Origin of the sequence: Micromonospora sp. NPDC047548 (genome assembly GCF_040642975.1) — a bacterium.
Lineage (GTDB): Bacteria > Actinomycetota > Actinomycetes > Mycobacteriales > Micromonosporaceae > Micromonospora.
In genome coordinates, this window is sequence record NZ_JBEYTI010000004.1 from 237,842 (window position 1) to 260,724 (window position 22,883).

Here is a 22,883-nt window from a genome sequence, read left to right on the forward strand (position 1 = left end):
GACTTTTCTACCTACATATCGTGACCAGTTGCGATTCGGGCTCGTTGCGCAGGGCGTGGGGGTTGCACTGAGAGACGCGCGGCGTTCGGTCACCAGTTGGTGCCGGCGCCACACCATCGGCGGTGACGGAGCGGTGGCAGCCGTCCGTCGCGGACACCGGCAGGGCGAGCCCGGAACGCTCAGCCGCGAACAGGAACTGGAACTGATCGACGTCCTGCGGGGCGTCCACCCCGACGAGTTCGGGCTGGACGAGGAGCTGTGGACCCGACAGAGCCTGACCACGCTGATCCAGCGCCAGTTCGACCTGGCGATGGACGCCGGCACGGTCGGGGCGTACCTGCGGGCCTGGGGGTTGGGTCCGCGGGAGCCACGGGAGCGGGCCTGCGGGCTCTGCGTCGGCGCGGTCGAGCACTGGGTGCGCAGCGAGTATCCGGCGATAACCAGGGCCGCCCAGGAACACTCCGCCGAGGTCTACTGGATCGGCCGGGTACGCCTGCGCGGCACCATGCCGGCCGCGGACGTGATCTCCGCGGTGTCGTCCCGGGGCCGGGTCCGGTTCATGGTGACCACGCCCGGCGTGGACGCGCCGCTCCCCCGCGACTTCGTGCTGCGGCTCAGCGGCGCCGAGGAGCGCACCGTGCACCTGATCGTGGACGGCTCGTGGCCGAAGAACGAGTGGCCGCGCCGCCTGCCCCGGCGCATCGTCCTGCACCCGCTGCCCAGCTGCGGCCGCGCCCTCGTCGCCGCCTGATCCCATCCGGAGTTGATCGGCGGGTGCCGATTCGGTGTTCCCGGACAGGGTTTGATACTCTTCTCGGGTCGCTGAGCCCCCGTAGCTCAGGGGATAGAGCACCGCCCTCCGGAGGCGGGGGCGCAGGTTCGAATCCTGCCGGGGGCACACCACACATCGCAGGAGCAGGCTCCGCGACAAGATGACGAACGAAAATTCCCCGGCGTACGCGCCGGGGAATTTTTGTATTCGCCCCCCGCTCACCGGTGTCGAGGGTGGACCGGAGATGCCCCCGGGCGCCGGGATCATCCGCCCCCAAGGGGCGAACCCGTCCGCGCAGGTCGTCGGCCCACTGTGGCGACAGGCGCGGCCCGCCGCGGGCGTGCGACCGGCGACACAGGCACCGGCCAGAAGAGGGGACAGCTGGCGCACTGCCGACCTGGGTGAACTCCAGATTGCCGGATTGTGACTAATCCGGTGACCTGGAACCTTGCGGATCGTCGCCGTCCGTGAATAAGTTGTGGTAGGCAACAAAACCATGTGACAGCCGGACCCAGCGGGAGGCATCCATGACGTTGGCGAGGTGGAGCGAGCTATGAGCGACGCCCCCATCCTCCTGGAGATGCGCTCCATCACCAAGGAGTTCCCCGGAGTCAAGGCTCTTTCCGACGTCAATCTCGTGGTCCGCGCCGGCGAGATCCATGCCATCTGCGGCGAGAACGGTGCGGGCAAGTCCACGCTGATGAAGGTGCTCAGCGGCGTCTACCCGTACGGCACGTACGACGGCGACATCAGCTACCAGGGCGCCCAGACCCGCTTCTCGGACATCCGGGCGAGCGAGCACGCGGGCATCGTCATCATCCACCAGGAGCTCGCGCTCATCCCGGACATGTCGATCACCGAGAACATCTTCCTCGGCAACGAGCCCCGCAAGCGGGGCGTGATCGACTGGAAGTCCGCGAACCGGATGGCGCTGGACCTGATGGCCCGGGTCGGCCTGCAGGAGGACCCGGACACCCTGATCAAGGACATCGGGGTCGGCAAGCAGCAGCTGGTGGAGATCGCCAAGGCGTTCGCCAAGGACGTCAGGCTGCTCATCCTGGACGAGCCCACCGCCGCGCTGAACGAGGCGGACTCGCGGCACCTGCTGGACCTGCTGCGCGGCTTCCGCTCGCGCGGCATCACCTCGATCATGATCTCGCACAAGCTCAACGAGATCGAGGCGATCGCCGACCAGATCACCATCCTGCGCGACGGCCGGACGGTGGAGACCCTGGACGTCCAGGCGGACGGGGTCGACGAGGACCGGATCGTGCGGGGCATGGTCGGCCGCGAGCTGAGCAGCCGCTTCCCGGACCACACCCCGAAGATCGGCGAGGTCTTCTTCGAGGTCCGCGACTGGAACGTCCGGCATCCGATCTCGGCCGACCGCCAGGTCTGCAAGAACGAGAGCTTCGTCGTGCGCCGCGGCGAGATCGTCGGCTTCGCCGGCCTGATGGGCGCGGGCCGCACCGAGCTGGCGATGAGCGTCTTCGGCCGCTCCTACGGCGTCTACGAGTCGGGCACGATCATCAAAGACGGCAAGGAGATCGTGCTGAAGTCGGTGGCGGACGCGATCGCCCACGGGCTCGCGTACGTCAGCGAGGACCGCAAGGCGATCGGCCTCAACCTGCTCGACGACATCAAGGCGTCCACAGTGGCCGCCAAACTGTCCAAGATCACGCGGCACGGCGTCCTCGACGAGGTCGCGGAGTACAAGGCGGCCGAGTCGTACCGCAGGGAGCTGCGGACCAAGGCCCCGACGGTCGACGAGAGCGTCTCCAAGCTCTCCGGCGGCAACCAGCAGAAGGTCGTCCTGGCGAAGTGGATGTTCACGGACCCCGACCTGCTGATCCTCGACGAGCCGACCCGCGGCATCGACGTGGGTGCCAAGTACGAGATCTACGGCATCATCCAGCGGCTCGCCGACCAGGGGAAGGGCGTCATCGTCATCTCCTCGGAGCTGCCTGAGCTGATCGGGCTCTGCGACCGCATCTACACCGTGTTCGAAGGCACCATCACCGGCGAGATCGACCGGCAGGACGCGGACCCGGAGACCCTCATGAAGCAGATGACCTCGACGAAGAAGATGCAGACACGATGAGCCGAATCAAGGACCTGCAGAAGAACCTCTTCGGAGGCACCACCTCCAACGCCCGCCAGTTCGGGATGATCTTCACCCTGGTGGCGATCGTCGTCCTGTTCCAGATCCTGACGGACGGCCTGACCCTGCGGTCGGACAACCTGATCGCGCTGTTCCAGCAGAACTCGTACATCCTCATCCTGGCCATCGGCATGCTGATGGTGATCGTGGCCGGGCACATCGACCTGTCGGTCGGCTCGGTGGCCGCCTTCGCCGGCATCCTGGTCGCCAAGGCGATGGCGGACTGGTCGCTGCCCTGGCCCCTGGCCATCCTCTTCGGCCTCGCCATCGGCGCGGCGATCGGCGCCTGGCAGGGCTTCTGGGTCGCCTACATCGGGGTGCCGGCGTTCATCGTCACCCTGGCGGGCATGCTGCTCTTCCGCGGCGGCAACCAGTTCATCGGCAACGCGAACACCATCCCGGTGCCCGAGGGCTTCCGGGTGATCGGCTCCGGGTTCCTGCCCGAGGTCGGCCCGAACACCGGCTACAACAACCTGACCCTGCTGCTCGGCCTGGCCGCGTGCGTGGCCGTGGTGTGGCGGGAGTTCCAGTCCCGCAGGACGCGCCGGGAGATGGACGCCGACCCGGTGCCGATGTGGATCTCGGTGCTGCGGATGGCCGTGATGGTCGGCGTGATCGTCTTCGCCGCGCTGCGCTTCGCCAGCGGTCGCGTGGGCACCAGCTTCCCGGTCTCCGGCATCATCCTGGTGGCGCTGGTCCTGGCGTACTCCTTCTACACCCGCAACACCGCTGGCGGCCGGCACATCTACGCGGTCGGCGGCAACTCCCGGGCCGCGGAACTCTCCGGCGTGAAGCTCAAGCGGGTCAACTTCTTCGTCATGATGAACATGTCGGTCCTGGCGGCGCTGGCCGGCATGATCTTCGTGGCCCGTTCGGCGGCCTCCGGTCCGCAGGACGGCAACGGCTGGGAACTGGACGCGATCGCCGCGGTCTTCATCGGCGGCGCGGCCGTCTCCGGCGGTATCGGGACCATCAGCGGCTCGATCGTCGGTGGTCTGGTCATGGCCGTGCTCAACAACGGCCTGCAACTCCTGGGCGTCGGCACCGACCGCGTCCAGATCATCAAGGGTCTGGTCCTGCTGCTGGCCGTCGCGCTCGACGTCTACAACAAGAGCCAGGGGCGCTTCTCCCTCATCGGCAGCATCACCCGCTCGTTCCGCCGAGACGCACCCGCCACACCCACGTCCTCGTCCGACGCGGAGCGCGAGCCCGCCACGACGACGGTGTCCGGCTGACGGCCACCGGCCTCCCCCCGTATCACCTCTGCAGAAGGGCACTTCCTCCTCATGCGCAATCTTCTTGCCAAGACGGTGGCGATCGGCGCCATCGCGACGCTGGCCCTGACCGGTTGCGGCTCCGGCCGTGACGGGGAGTCCGGCGGCTCGGACGCCCCGGCCAAGGGCTTCGCGGCCGACTCCCTGATCGGTGTCGCCCTGCCGGCCAAGACCTCGGAGAACTGGGTCCTCGCCGGTGACCTGTTCACCAACGGCCTGAAGGAGGCCGGCTTCAAGAGCGACGTGCAGTACGCGGGCGCGTCGACCACCGTCGCCGACCAGCAGGCCCAGATCACCGCCATGGTCACCAAGGGCGCCAAGGTCATCGTCATCGGCGCGACCGACGCCGCGCAGCTGTCGACCCAGGTCGCCGCGGCGCACCAGGCCGGCGCGAAGGTCATCGCGTACGACCGGCTGATCACCAACAGCCCGGACCTCGACTACTACGTCGCGTTCGACAACTTCAAGGTCGGCCAGCTCCAGGGCCAGGCCCTGCTGGACGGCATGAAGGCCAAGAAGCCGAACGGCCCGTACAACATCGAGCTCTTCTCCGGCTCGCCGGACGACAACAACGCCGGTGTCTTCTTCAACGGCGCGATGGACGTCCTCAAGCCGGAGATCGACAAGGGCAACGTCGTCGTCGCCTCGAAGCAGACCGACGTCAAGCAGACCGCCATCCAGGGCTGGAAGGCCGAAGGTGCGCAGGCCCGCATGGACCAGCTGCTGACCTCGACCTACGGCAACAAGGAGCTGGACGGCGTCCTCTCCCCGAACGACACCCTGGGCCGCGCGATCATCACCTCGATCAAGGGTGCCGGCAAGCCGATTCCGGTCGTCACCGGCCAGGACTCCGAGGTCGAGTCGGTCAAGTCGATCATGGCTGGCGAGCAGTACATGACGATCAACAAGGACACCCGGAACCTGGTCAAGCAGACCATCGCGATGGTGAAGGCCCTGCAGGCCGGTAACACCCCCGAGGTGAACGACACCAAGTCCTACAACAACGGCAGCAAGGTCGTGGACACGTACCTGCTCCCGCCGGTGGCCGTCACCAAGGCCAACGCGGCCGAGGCGTACGCGAACGACCCGAAGCTCGCGCCGTTCACCAAGTAAGCACCAGAGGGTAGTCACGACGTCGGGTCCCGGAAGTCCGTCTTCCGGGACCCTTCCTCGTTGTACCTCCCGGCAGACGACGCATCATCGATCCCGGGAGGCGGCCTGACCGTGGCGACACCCATGCGGCCCGGCCCACCCCGGCAGAGCCGCAACCCGGAGCTCCCGCTGCCCTCGGCGCCCGGCGCCAGCCAGGAGGAGATCCGCCGGCAGAACCTCGGCGCCGTGCTGCGCCACGTCCACGTGCACGGTCCGACCTCCCGCGCCGAACTGACCAGCCGGCTCGGCCTCAACCGCAGCACCATCGGCGCGCTCGCCGCCGACCTCGCCGCCGCCGGCCTGGTGACCGAGGAGGTGCCGACCACCGCCCGCCGCGCCGGCCGCCCCTCGCTCGTGGTCAGCCCGCGCTCCGGCCGCGTCTACGCGCACGCGCTGAGCATCGAGGCGGACCGGCTGCGCGCCGCCCGCGTCGGCCTCGGCGGCCGCATCCTCGATCTGCGCGAGGTCGACCGGCCCGACGGGATGGCGGCCCCGGACGCCGTCGGCCCGCTGGCCGACCTCCTCCGCGACATGGCACGATCCGTCCCCGGTGACGCGCTGCTGGCCGGCGGCGCGGTCGCCGTGGTCGACACGACCCGCGACGGCGCCGGCAGGATCCGGATCGGCGGCGCCGACGAGACGCTGCACGCCGCGCTCGGCGCGGAGTTCCCGGCCGGCCCCGGCTTCGTCACCGGCGACCTGGCCGACATCGCCGGCCTCGCCGAACACGTCCGGGGCGTGGCGGCGGGCGTCAACGACCTCGTCTACCTGCACGGCGACCGGGGCGTCAGTGCCGGCATCATCAGCGGCGGCCGGCTGGTGCTCGGCCACCGCGGGCGAAGCGGCAAGGTCGGCCACATGGTGGTCGACCCGGACGGCCTGCCCTGCGGGTGCGGCTCGCGCGGCTGCTGGGAGACCGAGATCGGCGAGGCGGCGCTGCTGCGGCACGCCGGCAGGGAACCGGGCGGGCCCGAGGCGGTCCACGAGGTCCTCCGCGCGGCAGCCGCCGGTGAGCAGACGGCTCGGGCGGCCGTGGACCGGGTCGCCGACTGGCTCGGCTTCGGCGTGGCGAACCTGGTCAACGTGATCAACCCGAACACGGTGGTGTTCGGCGGCTCGCTGCGCGAGCTCTACCTCGCCGGCGCGGGCACGGTCCGCCACCGCCTGGAAGCGATGGTGCTGCCGCCCTGCCGGGAGCACGTGCACCTGCGCGCGGCGGCGCTCGGCCCCGACGCCGCCCTGATCGGCGCCGCCGAACTGGCCTTCGACACGCTGCTGGCGGACCCGCTGCACGCCGGCGCCGCCGGGTAGGGCCGTCACCTCGAAGGTTCACCGGGCCGGGGTCTGACTGGTCGGCCCCAGCGTCGTTGTCGTTCGCCGCGGACGCGGGCCAGCCGGTCCGGCCGTCACCGTTTGCGGCTAGGTGTCGGGGCGCGGACCGTCCGGAGCAGGAAGCCGGGCAGCGCGAGTTGCTGGCCGCCGGTCTCCGCGGCCACGTCGATCTCATCGATCTCCGTGTCGACCCACTGCGGCTCGGCGAAGCCCGCCCGCAGCAACTCCTCGGTCACGCCCCAGCCCTGGCCCGCCGCGAGAGAAACCGCCAGTACGAAGACGGTCGCGCCCGGCGCGGCGAGGCCCGGCAGCAGCGCGAGGTACTTGTCCACCGCGCCGCCGCCGCGCCGGTGGAGACTGTGCAGCAGACCGGAGTCGAACACCGAGTCGAACGGCGCCGAAGGCAACGACAGCTGCGTGGCGTCCTGCACCTCGAAGTGCACCGTCAGGCCTTCGCCGGCGGCCTTGGCGCGGGCCATGTCGATCGCCACGCGCGAGATGTCGATCGCCGTCACCTGGTCGCCGCGGCGGGCGAGCGCGATCGCGAGATCACCGGCGCCGCAGCCGATGTCGAGCACCTTCGGGCCCTTCACCCCGCCGTCGAGCACCGCCGCGAGGGCCGGCTGCGGGCGGCCGATGTCCCAGGGCGGTCCGCCCGAATCGGCGGTGTCGCGGTAGAGCGCGTCGTAATCCTGGGGTCCGTAGCCGTGGACCTCGGCGTCGTATGCGGTCACCGCAAACCCCCTGGACAACTCGTTCGCCGGCCGGAGCTCGACCAGCACCGTCATATCGTCGGCATGACCCGGGTCAGCCGGCCCCCCGCCGGGCCCGGGCCCGGCGTTTCCCCTCGTGCATGGCCTGCACCCGGGCCACCGGGATGGTCCGCCCCTCGGCGACCAGGTCGGCCGGGAGCCGCTGCGGCGCAGGCAGCGCCTCGGCCCACGGGTCCCGGTCGGCCACCAGCGCCGGCACGGTCCGCACCGTGAAGTCGGCCGGGCTGACCCCGTCGAGGTCGTCCCAGGCCACCGGGAAGGAGACCGGCAGGCCGGGCCGCACCCGTGGGCTGTACGCGGCCACCACGGTCGCCCCGCCGGCCCGGGTCGGGTCGACGAAGACCCGGCCGCCCCGGTCCTCCCTGATGAAGGCGGTGGTGGCCAGGGCCGGGCCGAGCCGCTCGGTGTGCACGGCGAGGGCCCGGGTGGCGGCGGCCGCCTCCTCGGCGGTGGTCGCCCCGTCGAGCGGCACGAAGACGTGCACCCCCTTCGCCCCGCTGGTCTTCACCGCCCCAGCCAGGCCGACGTCGGCGAGCGCCTGCCGGACCAGGGCGGCGGCCCGGACGACCAGCCCGAACGGCTCCCCTTCCGGCGGGTCGAGGTCGAGCACCAGACAGGTGGGGTGCTCGGGGCGCGCCACGGTGCCCAGCGTCGGGTGGTACTCGATCGCCCGCTGGTTGGCGAACCAGAGCAGGGTGCGCCGGTCGTCGCAGAGCGCGTACGACACCTGCCGGTGGGACGCCTCCGCCCAGACGGAGGTGCGGCGCACCCAGTCCGGGGTGTACTTCGGCAGATTCTTCTGTATGAACGGGTCCTGCCCGCGCAGCAGCCGGATCACCGACAGCGGCCGGTCCCGCAGGCCGGGCAGGATCCGCTCGCGCACGGCGTCCAGGTAGTCGACCAGATCCCGCTTGGTGACGTCACCGCCGGCGAGCAGCGGTTGGTCCAGGTTGGTCAGCCCGACCCCGTCCCGGGTCTCCTCCGCCCCGCTCATCAGCTCACCTTCCCGGCTGCACCGGCCCGCCGCAAGCCGACGCGGCGGTCAGCCGGCGAACGCCGGTTCCGGCGTCGACCCGGCTGCCGTCCGGTCCGGCGACCAGGGTGACCAGCAGCGCGGCGGTGACCAGGGCGGGGGGGTGACTCAGGCGTCGGCCGTCGCGTCCCACTCGACGTGGTGGTCGTACAGCCAGGCGAGCGAGGCCCCGTCGTTCTTCGCCATCCGGTTGGCGAAGATGGGCAGGGCGATGTCGCGCAGCACCCGGGCGACCGGGCCGGCGACCTTGGTGCCACTGGTCCGCTTCCCCTGCGCCACCACCCGCTCCACCCGCCCCCGGCGCAGCCGCTCGTACGCGCCGAACGCGGCCGGGACGTCGGGCAGGTCGCGCAGGCATCGGGCCAGCACCACCGCGTCCTCGAACGCCATCGCCGCGCCCTGCCCGGAGGAGGGGGCGGCGGTGTGCGCGGCGTCGCCGATGACGACCATCCGGTCGCGGTGCCAGGTGGGGACCGACGGCAGGTCGTAGGTGGGCCAGCCGTATTCGATCCGGTCGGTGGCGTCGATGATCCGCCGGGCCGGGCCGGCGTCGTCCGCGACCAGGGCGCGCAGCCGGGCCCGCCACGCGTCCGGTCCGATCGCGGCGAGCTGGGCCGGGGTCAGCTCCTCGGGCTGGGGCGGGTTCGCGAACCACCAGACCTCGTCGTCGCCCACGGCCATCCAGCAGAAGAAGCACCGCCTGCCGAAGATCATGTTCATCACTCCGCGCTCGCCGGACAGCCCCAGGCCACGGGTGAAGCCGCCGGCGTTGAGCAGCGGCACGTACCGGGGTGCGGGCGCCGCCGGGTCGATGATCTGCCGGGTCCGCGAGCGCAACCCGTCCGCGCCGACGAGCAGATCGCCCTCGGCGCTCCGGCCGTCGGCGAAGCGGGCCCGCACGCCCGCCCCGGTCGACTCGGCCGCCACCAGGCGGGCGCCGTGCACGATCGGCACGCCCCGCTGGACGGCCTCGTCGCGCAGCGCCCGGTAGAGGTCGGACCGCTTCACCGTGGTGCTGCCCCGCCCACGGGTGCGGGTGCCGCTGGTGCCGAACTCGCCCAGCCGGCGGCCCTTGTGGTTGAACATCGCCATCCGGGGAGTGGGGTGGCCGAGGCCTGCGACCAGCTCGTCCAGGCCGACCGCCCGCAGCGCGTCCAACCCGTTGACCGAGAGGGTGAGGAACGCGCCCACGCCGACGGCGTCCCGCTCGTACGCCTCGTAGACCACCGATTCGATGCCGGCGCGGCGCAGGGCGAGGGCGGCGACGGGGCCGGCGATGCCGCCGCCGATGATCAGTGCCATAGTCATGTAATGACTATACATAGAATGACTATTGCGGGGAAGATGGTGACCTAGGGTGAGGAGATGGCCGCCCGCGCACACCGCCACTCACCGCTGGCGATGATGGTGCTCGCCCTCCTGGTCGAGGAGCCGATGCACGCGTACCGGATGCAGCAGGTCATCCAGCAGCGCGAGAAGCAGGACGTGGTCAACGTCGCGCAGCGCAACAGCATCTACCAGGCCATCGAGCGGCTACGGCGGGACGAGCTGGTCCGGGTCAGCCACACCGCCCGGGACGAGCGGCGGCCGGAGCGCACGGTCTACGAGCTGACCGACGCCGGCCGGCGGACGCTCGACGGCTGGCTCGTCGAGGCGCTCGCCACCCCGGCGCGCGAGTTCCCCGAGTTCCCCGCCGCGCTGTCGTTCCTGCCGCTACTGCCGCCGGCCGAGGCCGCCCGGCAGCTCGAACGACGCGCCGAGGCGCTGACCGCGCGGCTGCGCGAACGCGAGGCCGTACTCGCCGCCGTCGACCTGCCACGGCTGTTCCTGGTCGAGGACGAGTACCGGCTGGCGCTGCTGCGTACCGAACTGGACTGGGTCCGCGGGCTCGCCGCCGACCTGCGGGCCGGCACGCTGACCTGGTCCGGCGAGTGGCTGGCCGGCTGGACCGGCGCGGCGGGCACCGCCGACGGGTGACGGGTGTGGCGAACGCCACCCGACGCGTCTGACCGATCGGTCAGGGCCTGACCGATCGGTCAGGCATGCTGGAACGCATGGCACGGACCACCCCGCAGACGCACGGCGAGATCCTGGCCGCGGCGGCCCGGCGGTTCGCGGTGACCGGCTACAAGGGCACCTCGTTGCAGGACATCGCCCGCGAGGTGGGCTGTTCCAAGGCGGCCGTGCTCTACCACTTCGCCAGCAAGGAAGCGCTGCTCGCCGAGCTGATGGCCAAGCCGATCGAGGTGCTGCGCCAGCTCGACGAGCGGATCGCCGCCCGCCACGGCGCCGACGCCCAGCGCGTCGCCGCCGAGGGCTTCGTCGACCTCGCGGTCCGCTTCCGCCGGGAGATCGCGCTGCTGCGCGGCGAGTTTCCCGAACTGCTGGCGCAGCCGGCCTTCGCCCACGTCCAGCGCATCTCCGAACGGCTACTCGACGCGCTCGCCGGGCACGGCGACGGCCCGGGCGGCCGGATCGCGGCGATGGTCGTGCTGGCCGGGGTGCCGGAGGCGTGCGCCGAGTTCGTCGACGTGCCCGACGACGAGCTACGCCCCGCCCTGCTGGCGATCGCCGCACGGGCGCTGGCGCCGCTCGACCCATCCACCCCCGAATGAGGACAAGGATCTGATGGCGACCCTGCTGTACCGGCTCGGCCGGGCCTCGTTGCGCCGCCGGCGACTCGTCGTCGCCGTCTGGCTCGTCGTACTCGTCGGCCTCGGCCTCGCCGCGGCGACCCTGCGCGGCCCGACGGCGAGCAACTTCACCATGCCCGGAACCGAGTCGCAGCAGGCGCTGGACCTGCTGGCCGAGCGGTTCCCCGCGGCCAGCGGCGCCACCGGGACCATCGCGGTGAAGGCGCCCGCGGACGGCCAGCTCGGCACGCCCGAGGGGCAGGCCCTGGTCAAGGGGGTCGTGCAGGAGGCGGCGATCCTGCCCGGCGTCGTCGGCGCCGTCGACCCGTTCCAGGTCCAGGCGATCTCCCCCGACGGCCGGTACGCCCTGGTCCAGGTGCAGTTCGCCACGGGCGCCGACGAGGTCACCGACGACCAGCGCGACGCGTACGAGAAGGTCGGCGCGCAGGCCGAGGCGCAGGGCTGGCAGGTCGCGCCCGGCGGTGAGGTGCTCAACGCCGAGCCGGAGGTCGGCTCGACCGAGGCGCTGGGCGTGGTGGTCGCGGCGATCGTCCTGATCGTCACGTTCGGCTCGCTGGTCGCCGCCGGCATGACCATGCTCAACGCGCTGATCGGCGTCGCCGTCGGCATGGCCGGCCTGTACGCGCTCAGCGGCGCGGTCGACCTCACCAGCACCGCGCCCATCCTGGCCCTCATGCTCGGCCTGGCGGTCGGCATCGACTACTCGCTGTTCATCACCTCCCGGCACCGGCAGAACCTGCTCGACGGGCTGGAACCCGAGGAGGCGGTCGGCCGGGCGGTGGGCACCGCCGGCTCCGCCGTGGTCTTCGCCGGCGCCACCGTGGTCATCGCGCTGGCCGGCCTCGCCGTGGTCAACATCCCCTTCCTCACCGTGATGGGCCTGGCTGCCGCCGGCACGGTCACCGTGGCGGTGCTGGTCGCGATCACCCTCCAGCCGGCCCTGCTCGGCTTCGCCGGCCGCCGGGTGCTCCCCCGCAGGTCGCGCCGAGCCGGGGCCGCGCCCGCCGAGGGCGACACCCCGCCCGCCGAGGACCGCTCCGGCTTCGGGTTCCGCTGGGCGCACTGGGTCACCCGGTTGCGACTGCCGGTCATCCTGGTCGGCCTGCTCGGCCTCGGGCTGCTCGCGCTGCCCGCCCAGGACATGCGGCTGGCCCTGCCGGACGCAGCCGCCGCTCCCGAGGGCAGCGCGGCGCGGGTCAGTAACGACCTGATCCGGGAGGGCTTCGGGCCCGGCTTCACCGGCCGGCTCGCCGTGGTGGTCACCGCGGACTCGCCGCAGGACACCGCAGCGGCCGTACCGCAGGTCACCGCGCTGATCCAGCGCACCGAGGGCGTGCTGGCCGTGGCCCCACCGCAGGTCGACCCGTCCGGCCGGACGGCGCTGCTCGGCGTCATCCCGAAGACCGGGCCGACCGACGCGGCCACCGAGACGCTGGTCCACGACATCCGCGCCGGCGTCGGCTCGATCGGCAACGCCGAGGTGCTGCTCACCGGCGTCACCGCGATCGGCATCGACGTCTCCGAGAAGCTCTCCGACGCGCTGCCGGTCTACCTGCTGCTCGTGGTCGGGCTGTCGATCCTGCTGCTGATGCTGGTGTTCCGCTCGATCCTGGTGCCGGTCAAGGCGGCACTGGGCTTCCTGCTCACCGTGGCCGCCACCTTCGGCATCACCGTCGCGGTGTTTCAGCAGGGGCACCTGGCCGACCTGGTCGGGCTGGACACTCCGGGCCCGCTGATCAGTTTCCTGCCGATCCTGCTGATCGGCATCCTGTTCGGACTGGCCATGGACTACGAGGTCTTCCTGGTCTCCCGGATGCGGGAGGACTTCGTGCACGGCGACACCGCCCGCCAGGCCACCATCAACGGGATGGGGCACGGCGCCCGGGTGGTCACCGCCGCCGCGCTGATCATGATCTCGGTGTTCGGCGGCTTCGTCTTCCTCGACGACCCGGTGATCAAGTCGATGGGCTTCGCGCTCGCGGTCGGCGTCGCCATCGACGCCTTCGTGGTGCGGATGACCATCGTGCCGGCGGTGATGTCGCTGCTCGACCGGACGGCCTGGTGGCTGCCCCGCTGGCTGGTCCGGGCCCTGCCCAACGTGGACATCGAGGGTGAGGGGCTGCGGGCCCATCTCGACCGGGAACCGGTCGACGCCTGACGGTCGCCGGACCTGCCCGGCCGGTCTACACGCCGGCCGGGTAGGTCTCCATCTCGCCCATGGCGCTCAGCGCGGGCAGCGGGTGCAGGGCGGTGGTCTCGTCGCACCAGATGAACGCGTCGTACCGGTCGGCCAGCCGGGTCGGCACGTAGTTGCCCCAGGACTCGAAGGTCGGGTCGTAGACCACCCCGATCGCCCGGTGGTCGGTGGTGTCGGTGATCCAGTCCGGCTGGTCCGCACCGCCGAAGACGAGCACCGCCCGCTCCGGCATCAGCTCGTGCAGCCGCCGCTCCACCGAACCCTCCCGGGCCGGCGGCACCACCATCGCCTCGGCCGGGGAACCCCAGCGCGGCGCGGCGACGACCGTCCCCCGGTAGCCGCCGAAGCCCACCAGCGCGACCGCGTCCCGGCCCAGCCTCTCCCGGCCCAACTGGCCGATGTTGACCATCCCGTCGGCGGCCATGTCGGTGGCCCGGGCGTCGCCGACATGGGTGTTGTGCGCCCAGACGATCCCCCGCGAGTCCGGGCCGTAGTGCTCCAGCAGGCGGTCCAGGGTGTCCGTCATGTGGATGTCCCGCACGTTCCACGACTCCGGGCCGCCTCGCACCATCGCCCGGTAGTAGCGCTCCGCGCCGAACACCACCTCCGCGTTCTGCCAGGCCGCGAAGGCGTCCGGCCCGTCCGCCGCGGCGTGTGCCCGGGTACGCGCCAGCAGCCGCACCACCTCCTCCTCGCAGCGTGCGGAGACGAACCGGCTGGCCGCGCCGTACTCCTCGACCTGCTTGCCGTACGGCTCGAAGCACCGGTAGGCGTCCTGCGCCGCCTCCAGCGACCGCGGGTCCTCCTCGCCGAGGTAGTCGAAGATGGCCTGCATGGACTCCCACAGGCTGTAGACGTCCAACCCGTGGAAGCCGGCCCGCTCCCCCGCCGACCGTTCCATGTTCCAGGCCCGCAACCAGCGGCAGAACCGGTTCACCTCGGCGTTCGCCCACATCCAGGTGGGCCAGCGTTCGAAGCGTTCCAGGGCGGTACGCGGATCCGCCGCGCCGCCGGGAGCGCCCGTCACCGATCGGTTCACCCGGTCGCAGTCCGGCCAGTCGCCCTCCACCGCCACAAAGGAGAAGCCCTGCTCGGCGATGAGCCGACGGGTCAACTGCTCGCGCAGCCGGTAGTAGTCGTGGTTGCCGTGCGTCGCCTCCCCGATCATCACCACTCGCGCGTCCCGGACACGCGCCAGCAACGGGTCGAAGTCGCTCGGCGTGCCGAGCCGCTGAACCAGCATGCCGCCCGGCTACCCGGCGGGTCGGCGGGCAAACCGGGACCCTCGGCGGTGTCATGTCGCGCGGGGCGGGTAGCCGGGCGGCATGACCGTCACCGGGGCGCAGTTGCAGGACCACCTGGCCGGGCTCGACTACCCGGTCTCCCGCGAGGACCTGGTCCGCTGGGGTCAGGAGAACGGCGGCAGCACCGAGCTGCTGCAGATCTTGCGGGCGCTGCCCGCCGAGCAGTTCAACGACCCCGCCGAGCTCCACGAGGCGCTCGCCACGCTCGCCTGAGCCCGGGCGGAGCCGTGTCTCAGGCGACCGTGGACGGGTACCGACCGCGCGGGTCGCGGGCGTGCAGCAGGCGGAAGAGGACCAGCCACTGCTCCGGCCAGACCAGCCCGACCGGCGTGGCCGGGTCCAGCCGGGCCGCCCGCAGCGCGCCGTCCACCCGGGGGCGCGGGTGCGCCGCGCGCAGCGAGGCGGCGAGGGAGCCGCCGGCTCCGCCGAAGCCGAGCTCCACCATCCTCCGGTACGCCGGCAGCGCCGCCGGGGGCAGCAGCGGCTCGGGCCGGCGCTCGACGCGCAGGATCCCGCCGTCGACGCCGGGCACCGGCCGGAACGCGGTACGGGGCACCCGGCCGGCCAGCCGCCAGTGGTGTTCGGGCCAGGTGAGCACGGTCAACCTGCTCCACCGCCCGTGGTCGCCGCTGCGCTTGCGGGCGTACTCCAGCTGGGTGAGCAGCGTCGCGGCCCGCAGCCCGGGCGCGGCCAGGCACCAGCGGACCACCGCGGCCGTCAGCGACCAGGGGATGTTGCCGACCACGGAGAACGGCTCGTCCGGTGGCGGCGCCGCGAGGAAGTCCTCCTGCCGGTAGCTGACCTGGGGCAGCTGTGCGGCAAGTGCCGCCAGGTCACGGGCGGCGGCCGGGTCCACCTCGTACGCGACCAGCCGCGCGCACCGCGCGGCGAGCGGACGGGTCAGCTGGCCCCGCCCGGCGCCGACCTCCAGCAGCAGGTCGTCTGGGCCGGGTCGGGCGGCCTTGACCAGCCGCGCGACGGCGGCCGGGTCGGTCAGAAAGTTCTGGGACAGTACGCGACGGGACCGGTCGCGTGCGGTGGTGCGGGATCGGCGGGGCGCCACGGGATCGTCCTGTCTGTCGCCGGTCGGCGACGGGTACGGACAGGCAGCGCACGGCGGGCCTGTCCGATCGGATCGGGACTCGGACGACCCTGGAGATTCGGCGTGGGACGCGGGCGCGGACATGCGCCGCCCGCTGACCGCGAGATGCAGCGGGTCAGGGGCGCGGCGGCACCGGGTGGGACGCGACGCACCGCCGGGCCGGTGGGCGGCGGTGCGGAGGTTAGATCAGGCGCGGCAATGGGCGTCCCGGCCGGCCAGGGCCGGGCGCCGGACTCGCGGGCGGGCAACCAGAAGGAGGCCCCGCGCGGCCGGCGCGGCGGCCACGTCGATCAGGGCGTGCGTGAACATGTCGGCCAGGCTACCTACCGGCCGGCGACCCCGCGAGGGAGTTCCGCGACCGCGCGACACGCGGGCCGGCACACCGCGAGGTGTGGTCTGCCGGCTTCAGAGGTCGATCGTGCGGCCCTCGGCGCGGGCGGTCTCGGCGGCGGCGAGGATCTCCACCACCTCCCGGCCGAAGCGCACGTCGCACCGGTGGTCCCGGGTGCCGGCGTCGATCTCCTCCAGGAGCTGGTCGATCGCCGTGCCGAAGGCGGCGATCGCGTTGCCGTCGCCTGGCGGGACGGTCTCGGTGCCGTTCTCGCCGAAGAAGACGATGTCCCGGGCCATCGCCTCGCGGGGCGCGTCCAGGGTGAGCGAGATCGCGCTGGTGGCGCCGCCGTCGTGGGTGAGCAGCAGGTGGACCAGACCACTCGGGCCGTTCATCGCGGCCACCCGGGTGACCCGGCCGAGCACCGGCAGGATGATCGACAGCGCGTGCGGGCCGACGTCCCAGAGCGCGCCGTGCTGGAGCCGCCACTGCGAGCCGCCGTACGGGCTGCCGGGCTGGTAGATCGAGGCGAACATGGTCGCCCGCGCGTGCTGCCAGCCGCCGGCCGCGGCGGTCGAGGCGAGAAAGCCGGTGACGTTCGGGTGGAACCGCTGGGTGAAGAAGACGACCGAGGCCACCCCGGACTGCTGGGCGGCGGCGACCACCCGGTCGGCGTCGGCGAGGCTGAGCGCCAGTGGCTTGTCCAGCAGCAGGTGTCGGCCGGCGGTGGCGGCGCGTACGGCGATGTCCGCCTGGATGTCGGGCGGGAGCGCGACGGCGACCGCGTCGGCGGCGTCCAGCAGCGCGTCGACGTCGTCGAACGCCGGTACGCCGTGCCGGCGAGCCAGCTCGGCGGCCCGCTCCGGGTTACGCCCCCAGACTCCGACCAGCTCGGCGCGCGGGTGCGCGCCGATCGCGGCGGCGTGCGTCTCCGCCGCCCAGTGACCGGTGCCGAACAAGCCGAACCGCAGCACGAGAACCCCCGGTGTCGTCGTCCGCCACGGCAGTGCCGTGGCCGTGATCCAAACCTAGTCGCCCCCGGCCGGGCAGGTGCGGCCGACGTGGCGAGCGACCGGGGCGAGGGTGATTACTACGCCGGTTAGTAGGCTGTCCCGGTGACCGAGACTGGGACGGTGTGCCCGCGATGACCAGCGCAGCCTCAGCCGGCTCGCCGGTGGACGGGATCCTCGCGACGGCCACGATCGTGCTGTCGCTCGTACTCGCGCTCTGGAGCCTGGTGGCGGCGGTGCGCCACCGCGCGCCGGACCGCCTCCAGTTCGTCGGCCTGGCGGTCCTGGAGGTGGCGCTGCTCGCGTTGGCCGTGGTGGCGCTGGTCGCGCTCGGTGGCGGCGAGCGGCCGGGCGAGCCTGGCGCCTTCTTCGGCTACCTGGTGACGCTGGTCTGCCTGCCGCCGCTGGCCTGGGTGCTGGCCCGGATGGAGCCGACCCGCTGGGGCTCGGCCATCGTCTGCGCGATCTGCCTGGTCACCCCGGTGGTCGTGGTCCGGCTCCAGCAGACCTGGGAGGTCGTCGGTGGTTGAGACCCGGGCGCCCGAGCGCGCCACCAACGCCGGGCCGGGGCGGCTGCTGATCGCGGTCTACCTGCTCTTCGCGATCGCCGCGACCTCGCGGGCCGGGCTCCAGATCGCCACGAAGTTCGACGAGGCGCCGGTGGCGTACCTGCTCTCCGCGCTGGCCGCGGTGATCTACATCGTCGCCGCCGTCGGGCTGGCCCGGGCCGGTCACGCCGGCCGGCGGGTCGCGCTCGCCTGCTGCTCGGTGGAGCTGGTCGGGGTCGTCGGGGTGGGCGTGCTGAGCCTGGTGGACAGGGAGCTCTTCCCGGACGAGACGGTCTGGTCGGGCTTCGGCAGCGGCTACGGCTACATCCCGCTGGTCCTGCCGGTCCTCGGCCTCCTCTGGCTCTACCGCACCCGCCAGCCCGCCGGCTGAGGCGCCCCGCCCGGGACCAGCCGGGCGGGAGGCTGCCGGGTCAGTCCTTGGGGCCGCCGGCGACGTAGATGACCTGGCCGGAGACGAAGGACGCGCCCTCGCTGGCCAGGAACGAGATGGTGTGCGCGACGTCCTCCGGCCGGCCGGGCCGGCGGACCGGGATCTCGGCGGCCGCGTGCTGCTGCAACGCGGAGAAGTCGACCTTCATCCGGGCGGCGGTGGCGGCGGTCATGTCGGTGACGATGAAGCCGGGCGCGACCGCGTTGACCGTGACGCCGAACGGGCCGAGCTCGATGGCGAGGGTCTTGGTGAAGCCCTGCAGGCCGGCCTTGGCCGCGGAGTAGTTCGCCTGGCCCCGGTTGCCCAGCGCCGAGGTGCTGGAGAGGTTGACGATCCGGCCCCACTTCCGCTCGACCATGTGCTTCTGGGCGGCCTGGCTGAACAGGAACGCACCCCGCAGGTGCACGCCCAGCACCGTGTCCCAGTCGGCGTCGGTCATCTTGAACAGCAGGTTGTCGCGGAGCACACCAGCGTTGTTGACCAGCACCGTCGGCGCACCCAACTCGGCGGCGACCCGCTGCACGGCGGCCTCGACCTGGGACCGGTCGGCCACGTCGGCACCGACGCCGAGGGCCTGGCCGCCGGCGGCGGCGATCGCGTCCACGGTCTCCTTGGTCGCCGACTCCTCGATGTCGACCACGGCGACGGCCATGCCGTCGGCGGCCAGCCGGCGGGCGGTGGCCGCGCCGATGCCGCGTGCGGCTCCGGTCACGATGGCGACGCGGGGCTCCTCCGACATGATTACCTCCCGGTAACTTGTGGCTCGATCGAAGGAGCTTAACCCAGGGGTACGCCCACCGGGACCGGCGCGGACCAGCGGTGCGCACCCCTCGACACCGCCCCGGCGATGTCCCGGCACATCGGACACCGCCCCGGCGATGTCCCGGCACATCGGACACCGCCGCGCCCGGGTCCGGGCCGGACGGCGCGGTTCAGACCGCCGCGCCCCGGCAGAGCCGGATCCAGCAGTAGCCGTAGCCGGCCAGCTTGAGGCTGTCGAGCTTGCCGACCTCGCCGTACCCGCAGTCGGTGAGGACGTCCGCCGGCAAGTCCACCTCGGGGGCGAGCACGCTCAGGTCGACCTCGACGTCCTCGGTGCCGAGGTGGTGCAGGAAGACCATCGTTTCGGTGGGCCCGTCGGCGCGGTGCGCCAGCACTCCGGCCGGCATTGGCACGTCGATGTGCGTCGTCGCGGCGGAGCCGATCTCCGGAGCCTCGCGCAGCATACGGATCATCCGCTCGAACCAGGACAGCAGCGACTTCTGGTCGCCGCGCTGGGCGGTCACGTTGACCTTCTCGTAGCTGAACTCGCCCTTGTGTGCCGGTCCGCCGGCTCGATGCCGGACCAGACGTACTACCCCACCTGTCACCCATGCCGACCTTAGCGGGCATCTCATCCAGGTCTGGTCTGATACACGCTGGTTGTTGCCCTGCTGTTCGCCCGCGGCGCCGTCCGTGCCGCAATCGCTTCCCATCCAGCCCGTGATCGTTGGCGGCTCAGCTGTAGTCGCCCCGGCGTGTCGACTAGCTCAGCTGCCAACGTTCCAGTCGTAAACGGGCGCCATCCTGACGCGACCATCAACCCGAAACGGACACACCATCACGTACCTGAACGGGATGCCCTCTTGTTTCTCCGATCGGCCGTCCCGGCAAACGCGAGGCGACCGCGCTCGGGCCGGCGGGGCCGCCCGGTCACGGCGGTACGGTGCCGGCATGGGTGAGGACGAGACACTGCGGGACGTCGACTGGAACGACGGCCGATGGCTGCGCGAGCCGGTGCGGACCGAACGGACCGACGAGGGTGACCTGCTGGTCGAGCCGGGCGCGGAGAGCGACTTCTGGCGGCACACCAGCTACGGGTTCGTGCACGACGACGGCGTGGCGTTGCTCGCCCCGCTGCTCGGCGGCAGCGCCGTCGAGGTGAGCTTCCGGCTGGACTACGGCGAGCAGTTCGACCAGGCCGGGGTGCTGGTCCGGGTGGACGAGCGGAACTGGGTGAAGGCCGGGGTGGAGGTCAGTGACGGCGAGCCGCAGCTCGGCGCGGTGGTCACCCGGGAGGTCTCCGACTGGTCGGTGGCGCCGGTGCCGGAGTGGGCCGGGCGGGAGGTCACCGTCCGGGCCAGCCGGGACCGTGACGCGCTGACCGTCCGGGCCCGGGTGGCGGACGGGCCGTGGCGGCTGGTCCGGCTCGCCCCGCTGGCCCCGGAGGCGGCGGCGTCGGCCGGGCCGTTCTGCTGCGCGCCGACCCGGGGTGGGCTGACCGTCCGGTTCACCGGCTGGCGGCGGGGACCGGCCGACCGGGAGCTACACCCGCAGGGCTGAGCGGGCGGTCAGTGGGGTGGGGCACCGGAAGGTATGAGGGGCGGCGGCGCGGGTACCACTGTCGGATCCCGGCCGCCTGTCGGATCCCGGCCGCCTGTTCGGGTCCGGCCGCCTGTTCGGGTCCCGGCCGCCTGTTCGGGTCCCCGCTGCTTTTCGGAAGGACGCCCATGGCTCTCGCCCAGAACATCGACCCGGACCAGTTCACCGGACTGACCGGCTGGGTGGCGAGTGTCATCGACTCGATGGGCGCCGTCGGGGTGGCGCTGCTGGTGGCCCTGGAGAGCATCATCCCGCCGATCCCCAGCGAGGTCGTGCTGGCGATGGCCGGCTACCTGGCCAGCGCGGGCCGGTTCCACCTGGTGGTGATCGTGCTCGCCGCGACGGCGGGCTCGCTGCTGGGCGCGCTGGTTCTCTACTGGCTCGGCGCGGCCCTCGGCGAGGAGCGGTTGAAGCGCTGGCTGGACCACATCCCGCTGGTCGATCGGGACGACCTGGAGAAGGCCGACCGCTGGTTCGAGCGGTACGGCCGGTGGGCGGTGCTGATCGGCCGGGTGGTGCCGGTGGTGCGCAGCCTGGTGTCGGTCCCGGCCGGGGCGGACCGGATGCCGTTGGGGGAGTTCGTCCTGCTGACCACGCTGGGCAGCGGGGTGTGGAACGCCCTGATCGTGGGGCTGGGTTTCGCGCTCGGGTCGCGCTGGGAGGACGTGGACCGGTACAGCAGCTGGTTCAACTACGTCATCTTCGCCATCTTCGCCGTCATGATCGTCAGCTGGGTGGCGAAGAAGGTCCGCAAGCGACGGGCGCGGCGCGACCGGCAGTCGGTGACCGCCGGTCGCTGACCGCGTCGCCCTCGCTCAGTACTGCGCGGTGATCGAGGTGAACTCCCAGGTGTTCTGGGCGATTCCGGAGCAGTTGGAGACCACTCCCCCGCCCGGGCAGGGGCGGTCCCGGTTGACCGACCAGAAGGTGAACCGGGACAGGCTGCGGGCCTTGGCCCAGTCCCGGATCTGCGTCCAGGTGGCCGGCGAGGTCAGCTCCTGCTGGTCGGAGAGGCCGTTCATGCCGGAGATGCCCATGTGCGCGTACGCGGTGGCGTCCGACCAGCCGAAGGCGGTCTTCAGCGCGTTCTTCAGCCCCTCGGCCGCGTTGACCGTGTTCTGGTACATGTTGGCGCCGCCGCCGAAGTCGAACGGCATGATGGTGAAGGTGTCGATGTTCGCGCCGAGCGCGGCGGCCTGGTTGATCAGCCGGGTGCCGTAGTACGACGGTCCGGTGGTCGAGGTGCCGAACGTGACGATGGTCTTGATCCCCGGGTTGTTCTGCTTGACGATCTTCAGCGCGCCGAGGATCCGGTCCTGCACCGCCTCGTTCTCGAACTCGTCGCTGTTCTCGATGTCGATGTCGATCGCCTTCAGCCCGTACGCGTTGATGACCTGCTGGTACGCCCCGGCGAGGGCGGCGGCGGAGGAGCAGTTCGGGCCGAGCTTGTTGCCGCTCCACCCACCGAAGGACGGGATCACGTCACCGCCGGCGGCCCGGATCGCGGCGATGGTGCTGGCATGCGCGCCGCCGGTGAGCGGGCCGGTGCCGTCCCAGGCCGGGGTGCAGCCGCCGCCGGAGAGCATGAACGCGATGGTGAACCATTTGATCCCGGTCGCCCCCGTCACCGTCGACGGCGCGGGCGGGTCGCCCCAGCCCGGGTAGAGGTAGGGCGCGGCGGCCATCGGGGCGTTGCCGCCGCCGGTGCAGCCGGTGGTGGTGGCGGAGACCGGCGCGGACTTCGCCGACTCGCCCGAGGAGTTGTACGCCGCCACCGTGTAGCTGTGCGCGGAGCAGGTGGCCAGCCCGCCGACCGTGGTCGAGGTGCCGGTGAGGGTGGCCCGGACGGTCGAGCCCTCGTACACCCGGTAGCCGGTGACCGTGCCGCCGACGGCGTTCCACGCCAGCGCGACCGAGGAGGCGGTGGTGCCGGTGACCCGCAGGCCGCCAGGGGTGGCCGGAGCGGACGGGTTGCCGCCGCCGCCGGTGCAGGCGCCGCCGTTGACCGTGCAGTTGGTCGGGTCTCCGGTGCCGCTGGCCACGAAGCCGAACGTGGTGCTGGCACCCGGGGCGAGGGTGCCGTTCCAGGACTGGTTGACCGCGGTGACGTGTTGGCCGGAGGTGGTCAGCCGGGCGTCCCAGAAGGTGCCGAGCGAGGTGCCCGCGGGCAGGTCGAACTGCACGTTCCAGGAGCTGATGCTGGCCGAGGTGTCGTTGGTGACGGTGAACTTCGCCTCGTACCCGCTCTCCCAGCTGGCGGTGCGGACGAAGGCGGCGGTGGCGGCGGACGCAGCCGGTGGGGCCACGACGGTGGCCGCGACCAGGGCGGCGGCGAGCGCGACGGCGAACGTCGCCGCGCGCGCGGCCGGCGCGGCGATCAGGGAGAGGAGAAGGGATCTGGAACGCGTCATGCGACCCTCCGGACTGC

At 72.3% G+C, this 22,883-nt stretch carries 22 protein-coding genes, 1 tRNA gene and 1 pseudogene; 14 read left to right on the plus strand and 10 right to left on the minus strand.

Annotation, left to right across the window (positions count from 1 at the left end):
* Positions 1–55 precede the first annotated feature (55 nt).
* The 6 genes from ABZ807_RS06360 (at position 56) to ABZ807_RS06385 (ending at position 6,670) form a co-directional block, all read left to right on the plus strand.
* On the plus strand, positions 56–751 hold the full coding sequence (locus ABZ807_RS06360) for a winged helix-turn-helix domain-containing protein (RefSeq protein WP_357153729.1): 696 nt from the start codon (positions 56–58) through the stop codon (positions 749–751).
* A 75-nt stretch (positions 752–826) separates the two neighbouring features.
* Positions 827–898, plus strand: a tRNA-Arg gene (locus ABZ807_RS06365).
* Between the two features lie 427 nt (positions 899–1,325).
* Positions 1,326–2,873, plus strand: a complete 1,548-nt coding sequence (mmsA, locus tag ABZ807_RS06370; protein ID WP_357153564.1) for a multiple monosaccharide ABC transporter ATP-binding protein — start codon at positions 1,326–1,328, stop codon at positions 2,871–2,873.
* On the plus strand, positions 2,870–4,168 hold the full coding sequence (gene mmsB, locus ABZ807_RS06375) for a multiple monosaccharide ABC transporter permease (protein WP_357153565.1): 1,299 nt from the start codon (positions 2,870–2,872) through the stop codon (positions 4,166–4,168). The genes mmsA and mmsB overlap by 4 nt, the downstream gene beginning before the upstream one ends.
* Before the next feature lie 51 nt (positions 4,169–4,219).
* Positions 4,220–5,320 carry a sugar-binding protein gene (locus tag ABZ807_RS06380; protein WP_357153567.1) on the plus strand — a complete coding sequence of 367 codons (1,101 nt, stop codon included), beginning with the start codon at positions 4,220–4,222 and terminating at the stop codon, positions 5,318–5,320.
* A 111-nt stretch (positions 5,321–5,431) separates the two neighbouring features.
* Complete coding sequence (locus ABZ807_RS06385; RefSeq protein ID WP_357153569.1) at positions 5,432–6,670, plus strand: ROK family protein; 1,239 nt, start codon at positions 5,432–5,434, stop codon at positions 6,668–6,670.
* 95 nt (positions 6,671–6,765) lie between these two features.
* Here the strand turns inward: ABZ807_RS06385 and ABZ807_RS06390 are convergent, their stop codons facing one another.
* From ABZ807_RS06390 to ABZ807_RS06400, 3 genes are all read right to left on the minus strand, one after another.
* Positions 6,766–7,473, minus strand: a complete 708-nt coding sequence (locus ABZ807_RS06390) for a class I SAM-dependent methyltransferase (RefSeq protein ID WP_357153571.1) — start codon at positions 7,471–7,473, stop codon at positions 6,766–6,768.
* Positions 7,474–7,498: 25 nt separating this feature from the next.
* Entirely contained in the window at positions 7,499–8,458 is a 960-nt protein-coding gene (ligD, locus tag ABZ807_RS06395; protein WP_357153573.1) for a non-homologous end-joining DNA ligase, read from the minus strand.
* A 147-nt stretch (positions 8,459–8,605) separates the two neighbouring features.
* Positions 8,606–9,805: an NAD(P)/FAD-dependent oxidoreductase gene (locus ABZ807_RS06400; protein ID WP_357153575.1), complete on the minus strand. Its 1,200-nt coding sequence runs from the start codon at positions 9,803–9,805 to the stop codon at positions 8,606–8,608.
* A 57-nt stretch (positions 9,806–9,862) separates the two neighbouring features.
* On the opposite strand from ABZ807_RS06400, the gene ABZ807_RS06405 reads away from it, so the two are divergent.
* The 3 genes from ABZ807_RS06405 to ABZ807_RS06415 all read left to right on the plus strand — a co-directional run bounded on the left by ABZ807_RS06405 (position 9,863) and on the right by ABZ807_RS06415 (position 13,309).
* On the plus strand, positions 9,863–10,474 hold the full coding sequence (locus tag ABZ807_RS06405; RefSeq protein ID WP_357153577.1) for a helix-turn-helix transcriptional regulator: 612 nt from the start codon (positions 9,863–9,865) through the stop codon (positions 10,472–10,474).
* 77 nt (positions 10,475–10,551) lie between these two features.
* Positions 10,552–11,112, plus strand: coding sequence for a helix-turn-helix domain-containing protein (locus ABZ807_RS06410; protein WP_357153579.1), 561 nt, complete (start codon positions 10,552–10,554; stop codon positions 11,110–11,112).
* Between the two features lie 13 nt (positions 11,113–11,125).
* Positions 11,126–13,309 carry an MMPL family transporter gene (locus ABZ807_RS06415; protein ID WP_357153581.1) on the plus strand — a complete coding sequence of 728 codons (2,184 nt, stop codon included), beginning with the start codon at positions 11,126–11,128 and terminating at the stop codon, positions 13,307–13,309.
* Positions 13,310–13,334: 25 nt separating this feature from the next.
* On the opposite strand, the gene ABZ807_RS06420 is transcribed toward ABZ807_RS06415, so the two are convergent.
* Positions 13,335–14,591, minus strand: coding sequence for an erythromycin esterase family protein (locus ABZ807_RS06420; protein ID WP_357153583.1), 1,257 nt, complete (start codon positions 14,589–14,591; stop codon positions 13,335–13,337).
* Between the two features lie 82 nt (positions 14,592–14,673).
* Between ABZ807_RS06420 and ABZ807_RS06425 the strand changes: the two genes are divergently transcribed.
* Positions 14,674–14,865, plus strand: coding sequence for a DUF2795 domain-containing protein (locus ABZ807_RS06425; RefSeq protein ID WP_357153585.1), 192 nt, complete (start codon positions 14,674–14,676; stop codon positions 14,863–14,865).
* A gap of 19 nt (positions 14,866–14,884) precedes the next feature.
* Here ABZ807_RS06425 and erm read toward each other — a convergent pair whose 3' ends face one another.
* The 3 genes from erm to ABZ807_RS06440 form a co-directional block, all read right to left on the minus strand.
* Positions 14,885–15,715: an ErmE/ErmH/ErmO/ErmR family 23S rRNA (adenine(2058)-N(6))-methyltransferase gene (erm, locus tag ABZ807_RS06430; RefSeq protein WP_357153587.1), complete on the minus strand. Its 831-nt coding sequence runs from the start codon at positions 15,713–15,715 to the stop codon at positions 14,885–14,887.
* A 225-nt stretch (positions 15,716–15,940) separates the two neighbouring features.
* The gene (locus ABZ807_RS06435) at positions 15,941–16,063 is read right to left on the minus strand and encodes a hypothetical protein (RefSeq protein ID WP_357153589.1); all 123 of its coding nucleotides are present in this window, start codon (positions 16,061–16,063) and stop codon (positions 15,941–15,943) included.
* A 96-nt stretch (positions 16,064–16,159) separates the two neighbouring features.
* Positions 16,160–17,059 carry a Gfo/Idh/MocA family oxidoreductase gene (locus ABZ807_RS06440; RefSeq protein WP_357153591.1) on the minus strand — a complete coding sequence of 300 codons (900 nt, stop codon included), beginning with the start codon at positions 17,057–17,059 and terminating at the stop codon, positions 16,160–16,162.
* 170 nt (positions 17,060–17,229) lie between these two features.
* On the opposite strand from ABZ807_RS06440, the gene ABZ807_RS06445 reads away from it, so the two are divergent.
* Together ABZ807_RS06445 and ABZ807_RS06450 are read left to right on the plus strand one after the other, a co-directional pair.
* Complete coding sequence (locus ABZ807_RS06445) at positions 17,230–17,625, plus strand: hypothetical protein (protein ID WP_357153593.1); 396 nt, start codon at positions 17,230–17,232, stop codon at positions 17,623–17,625.
* Positions 17,618–18,034 carry a hypothetical protein gene (locus ABZ807_RS06450; RefSeq protein WP_357153595.1) on the plus strand — a complete coding sequence of 139 codons (417 nt, stop codon included), beginning with the start codon at positions 17,618–17,620 and terminating at the stop codon, positions 18,032–18,034. Before ABZ807_RS06445 ends, ABZ807_RS06450 begins: the two co-directional genes overlap by 8 nt.
* 40 nt (positions 18,035–18,074) lie before the next feature.
* Here ABZ807_RS06450 and fabG read toward each other — a convergent pair whose 3' ends face one another.
* Positions 18,075–18,833 (minus strand): 3-oxoacyl-ACP reductase FabG, encoded by a 759-nt coding sequence (gene fabG, locus ABZ807_RS06455; RefSeq protein WP_357153597.1) that lies wholly within the window; start codon positions 18,831–18,833, stop codon positions 18,075–18,077.
* A 193-nt stretch (positions 18,834–19,026) separates the two neighbouring features.
* A pseudogene (locus tag ABZ807_RS06460) lies at positions 19,027–19,410 on the minus strand (trehalose synthase); the annotation flags it as partial.
* A gap of 397 nt (positions 19,411–19,807) precedes the next feature.
* Between ABZ807_RS06460 and ABZ807_RS06465 the strand changes: the two are divergent.
* The gene (locus ABZ807_RS06465; protein ID WP_357153598.1) at positions 19,808–20,416 is read left to right on the plus strand and encodes a DUF1349 domain-containing protein; all 609 of its coding nucleotides are present in this window, start codon (positions 19,808–19,810) and stop codon (positions 20,414–20,416) included.
* Positions 20,417–20,583: 167 nt separating this feature from the next.
* A complete protein-coding gene (locus ABZ807_RS06470; protein WP_357153599.1) occupies positions 20,584–21,255 on the plus strand; it encodes a DedA family protein in 672 nt (223 codons plus the stop codon).
* Between the two features lie 15 nt (positions 21,256–21,270).
* Here the strand turns inward: ABZ807_RS06470 and ABZ807_RS06475 are convergent, their stop codons facing one another.
* Positions 21,271–22,866: a cellulose binding domain-containing protein gene (locus ABZ807_RS06475; protein WP_357153600.1), complete on the minus strand. Its 1,596-nt coding sequence runs from the start codon at positions 22,864–22,866 to the stop codon at positions 21,271–21,273.
* Between the last annotated feature and the right edge of the window lie 17 nt (positions 22,867–22,883).

Coding starts and splice junctions, on each gene's coding strand:
- ABZ807_RS06405 (WP_357153577.1), top strand. CDS start 9,863: ATGGCCGCCCGCGCACACCGCCACTCACCGCTGGCGATGATGGTGCTC.
- ABZ807_RS06420 (WP_357153583.1), bottom strand. CDS start 14,591: ATGCTGGTTCAGCGGCTCGGCACGCCGAGCGACTTCGACCCGTTGCTG.
- fabG (WP_357153597.1), bottom strand. CDS start 18,833: ATGTCGGAGGAGCCCCGCGTCGCCATCGTGACCGGAGCCGCACGCGGC.
- ABZ807_RS06400 (WP_357153575.1), bottom strand. CDS start 9,805: ATGACTATGGCACTGATCATCGGCGGCGGCATCGCCGGCCCCGTCGCC.
- ABZ807_RS06470 (WP_357153599.1), top strand. CDS start 20,584: ATGGCTCTCGCCCAGAACATCGACCCGGACCAGTTCACCGGACTGACC.
- ABZ807_RS06475 (WP_357153600.1), bottom strand. CDS start 22,866: ATGACGCGTTCCAGATCCCTTCTCCTCTCCCTGATCGCCGCGCCGGCC.
- mmsA (WP_357153564.1), top strand. CDS start 1,326: ATGAGCGACGCCCCCATCCTCCTGGAGATGCGCTCCATCACCAAGGAG.
- ABZ807_RS06435 (WP_357153589.1), bottom strand. CDS start 16,063: ATGTTCACGCACGCCCTGATCGACGTGGCCGCCGCGCCGGCCGCGCGG.
- ABZ807_RS06380 (WP_357153567.1), top strand. CDS start 4,220: ATGCGCAATCTTCTTGCCAAGACGGTGGCGATCGGCGCCATCGCGACG.
- ABZ807_RS06425 (WP_357153585.1), top strand. CDS start 14,674: ATGACCGTCACCGGGGCGCAGTTGCAGGACCACCTGGCCGGGCTCGAC.
- ABZ807_RS06445 (WP_357153593.1), top strand. CDS start 17,230: ATGACCAGCGCAGCCTCAGCCGGCTCGCCGGTGGACGGGATCCTCGCG.
- mmsB (WP_357153565.1), top strand. CDS start 2,870: ATGAGCCGAATCAAGGACCTGCAGAAGAACCTCTTCGGAGGCACCACC.
- ABZ807_RS06410 (WP_357153579.1), top strand. CDS start 10,552: ATGGCACGGACCACCCCGCAGACGCACGGCGAGATCCTGGCCGCGGCG.
- ligD (WP_357153573.1), bottom strand. CDS start 8,458: ATGAGCGGGGCGGAGGAGACCCGGGACGGGGTCGGGCTGACCAACCTG.
- ABZ807_RS06415 (WP_357153581.1), top strand. CDS start 11,126: ATGGCGACCCTGCTGTACCGGCTCGGCCGGGCCTCGTTGCGCCGCCGG.
- ABZ807_RS06465 (WP_357153598.1), top strand. CDS start 19,808: ATGGGTGAGGACGAGACACTGCGGGACGTCGACTGGAACGACGGCCGA.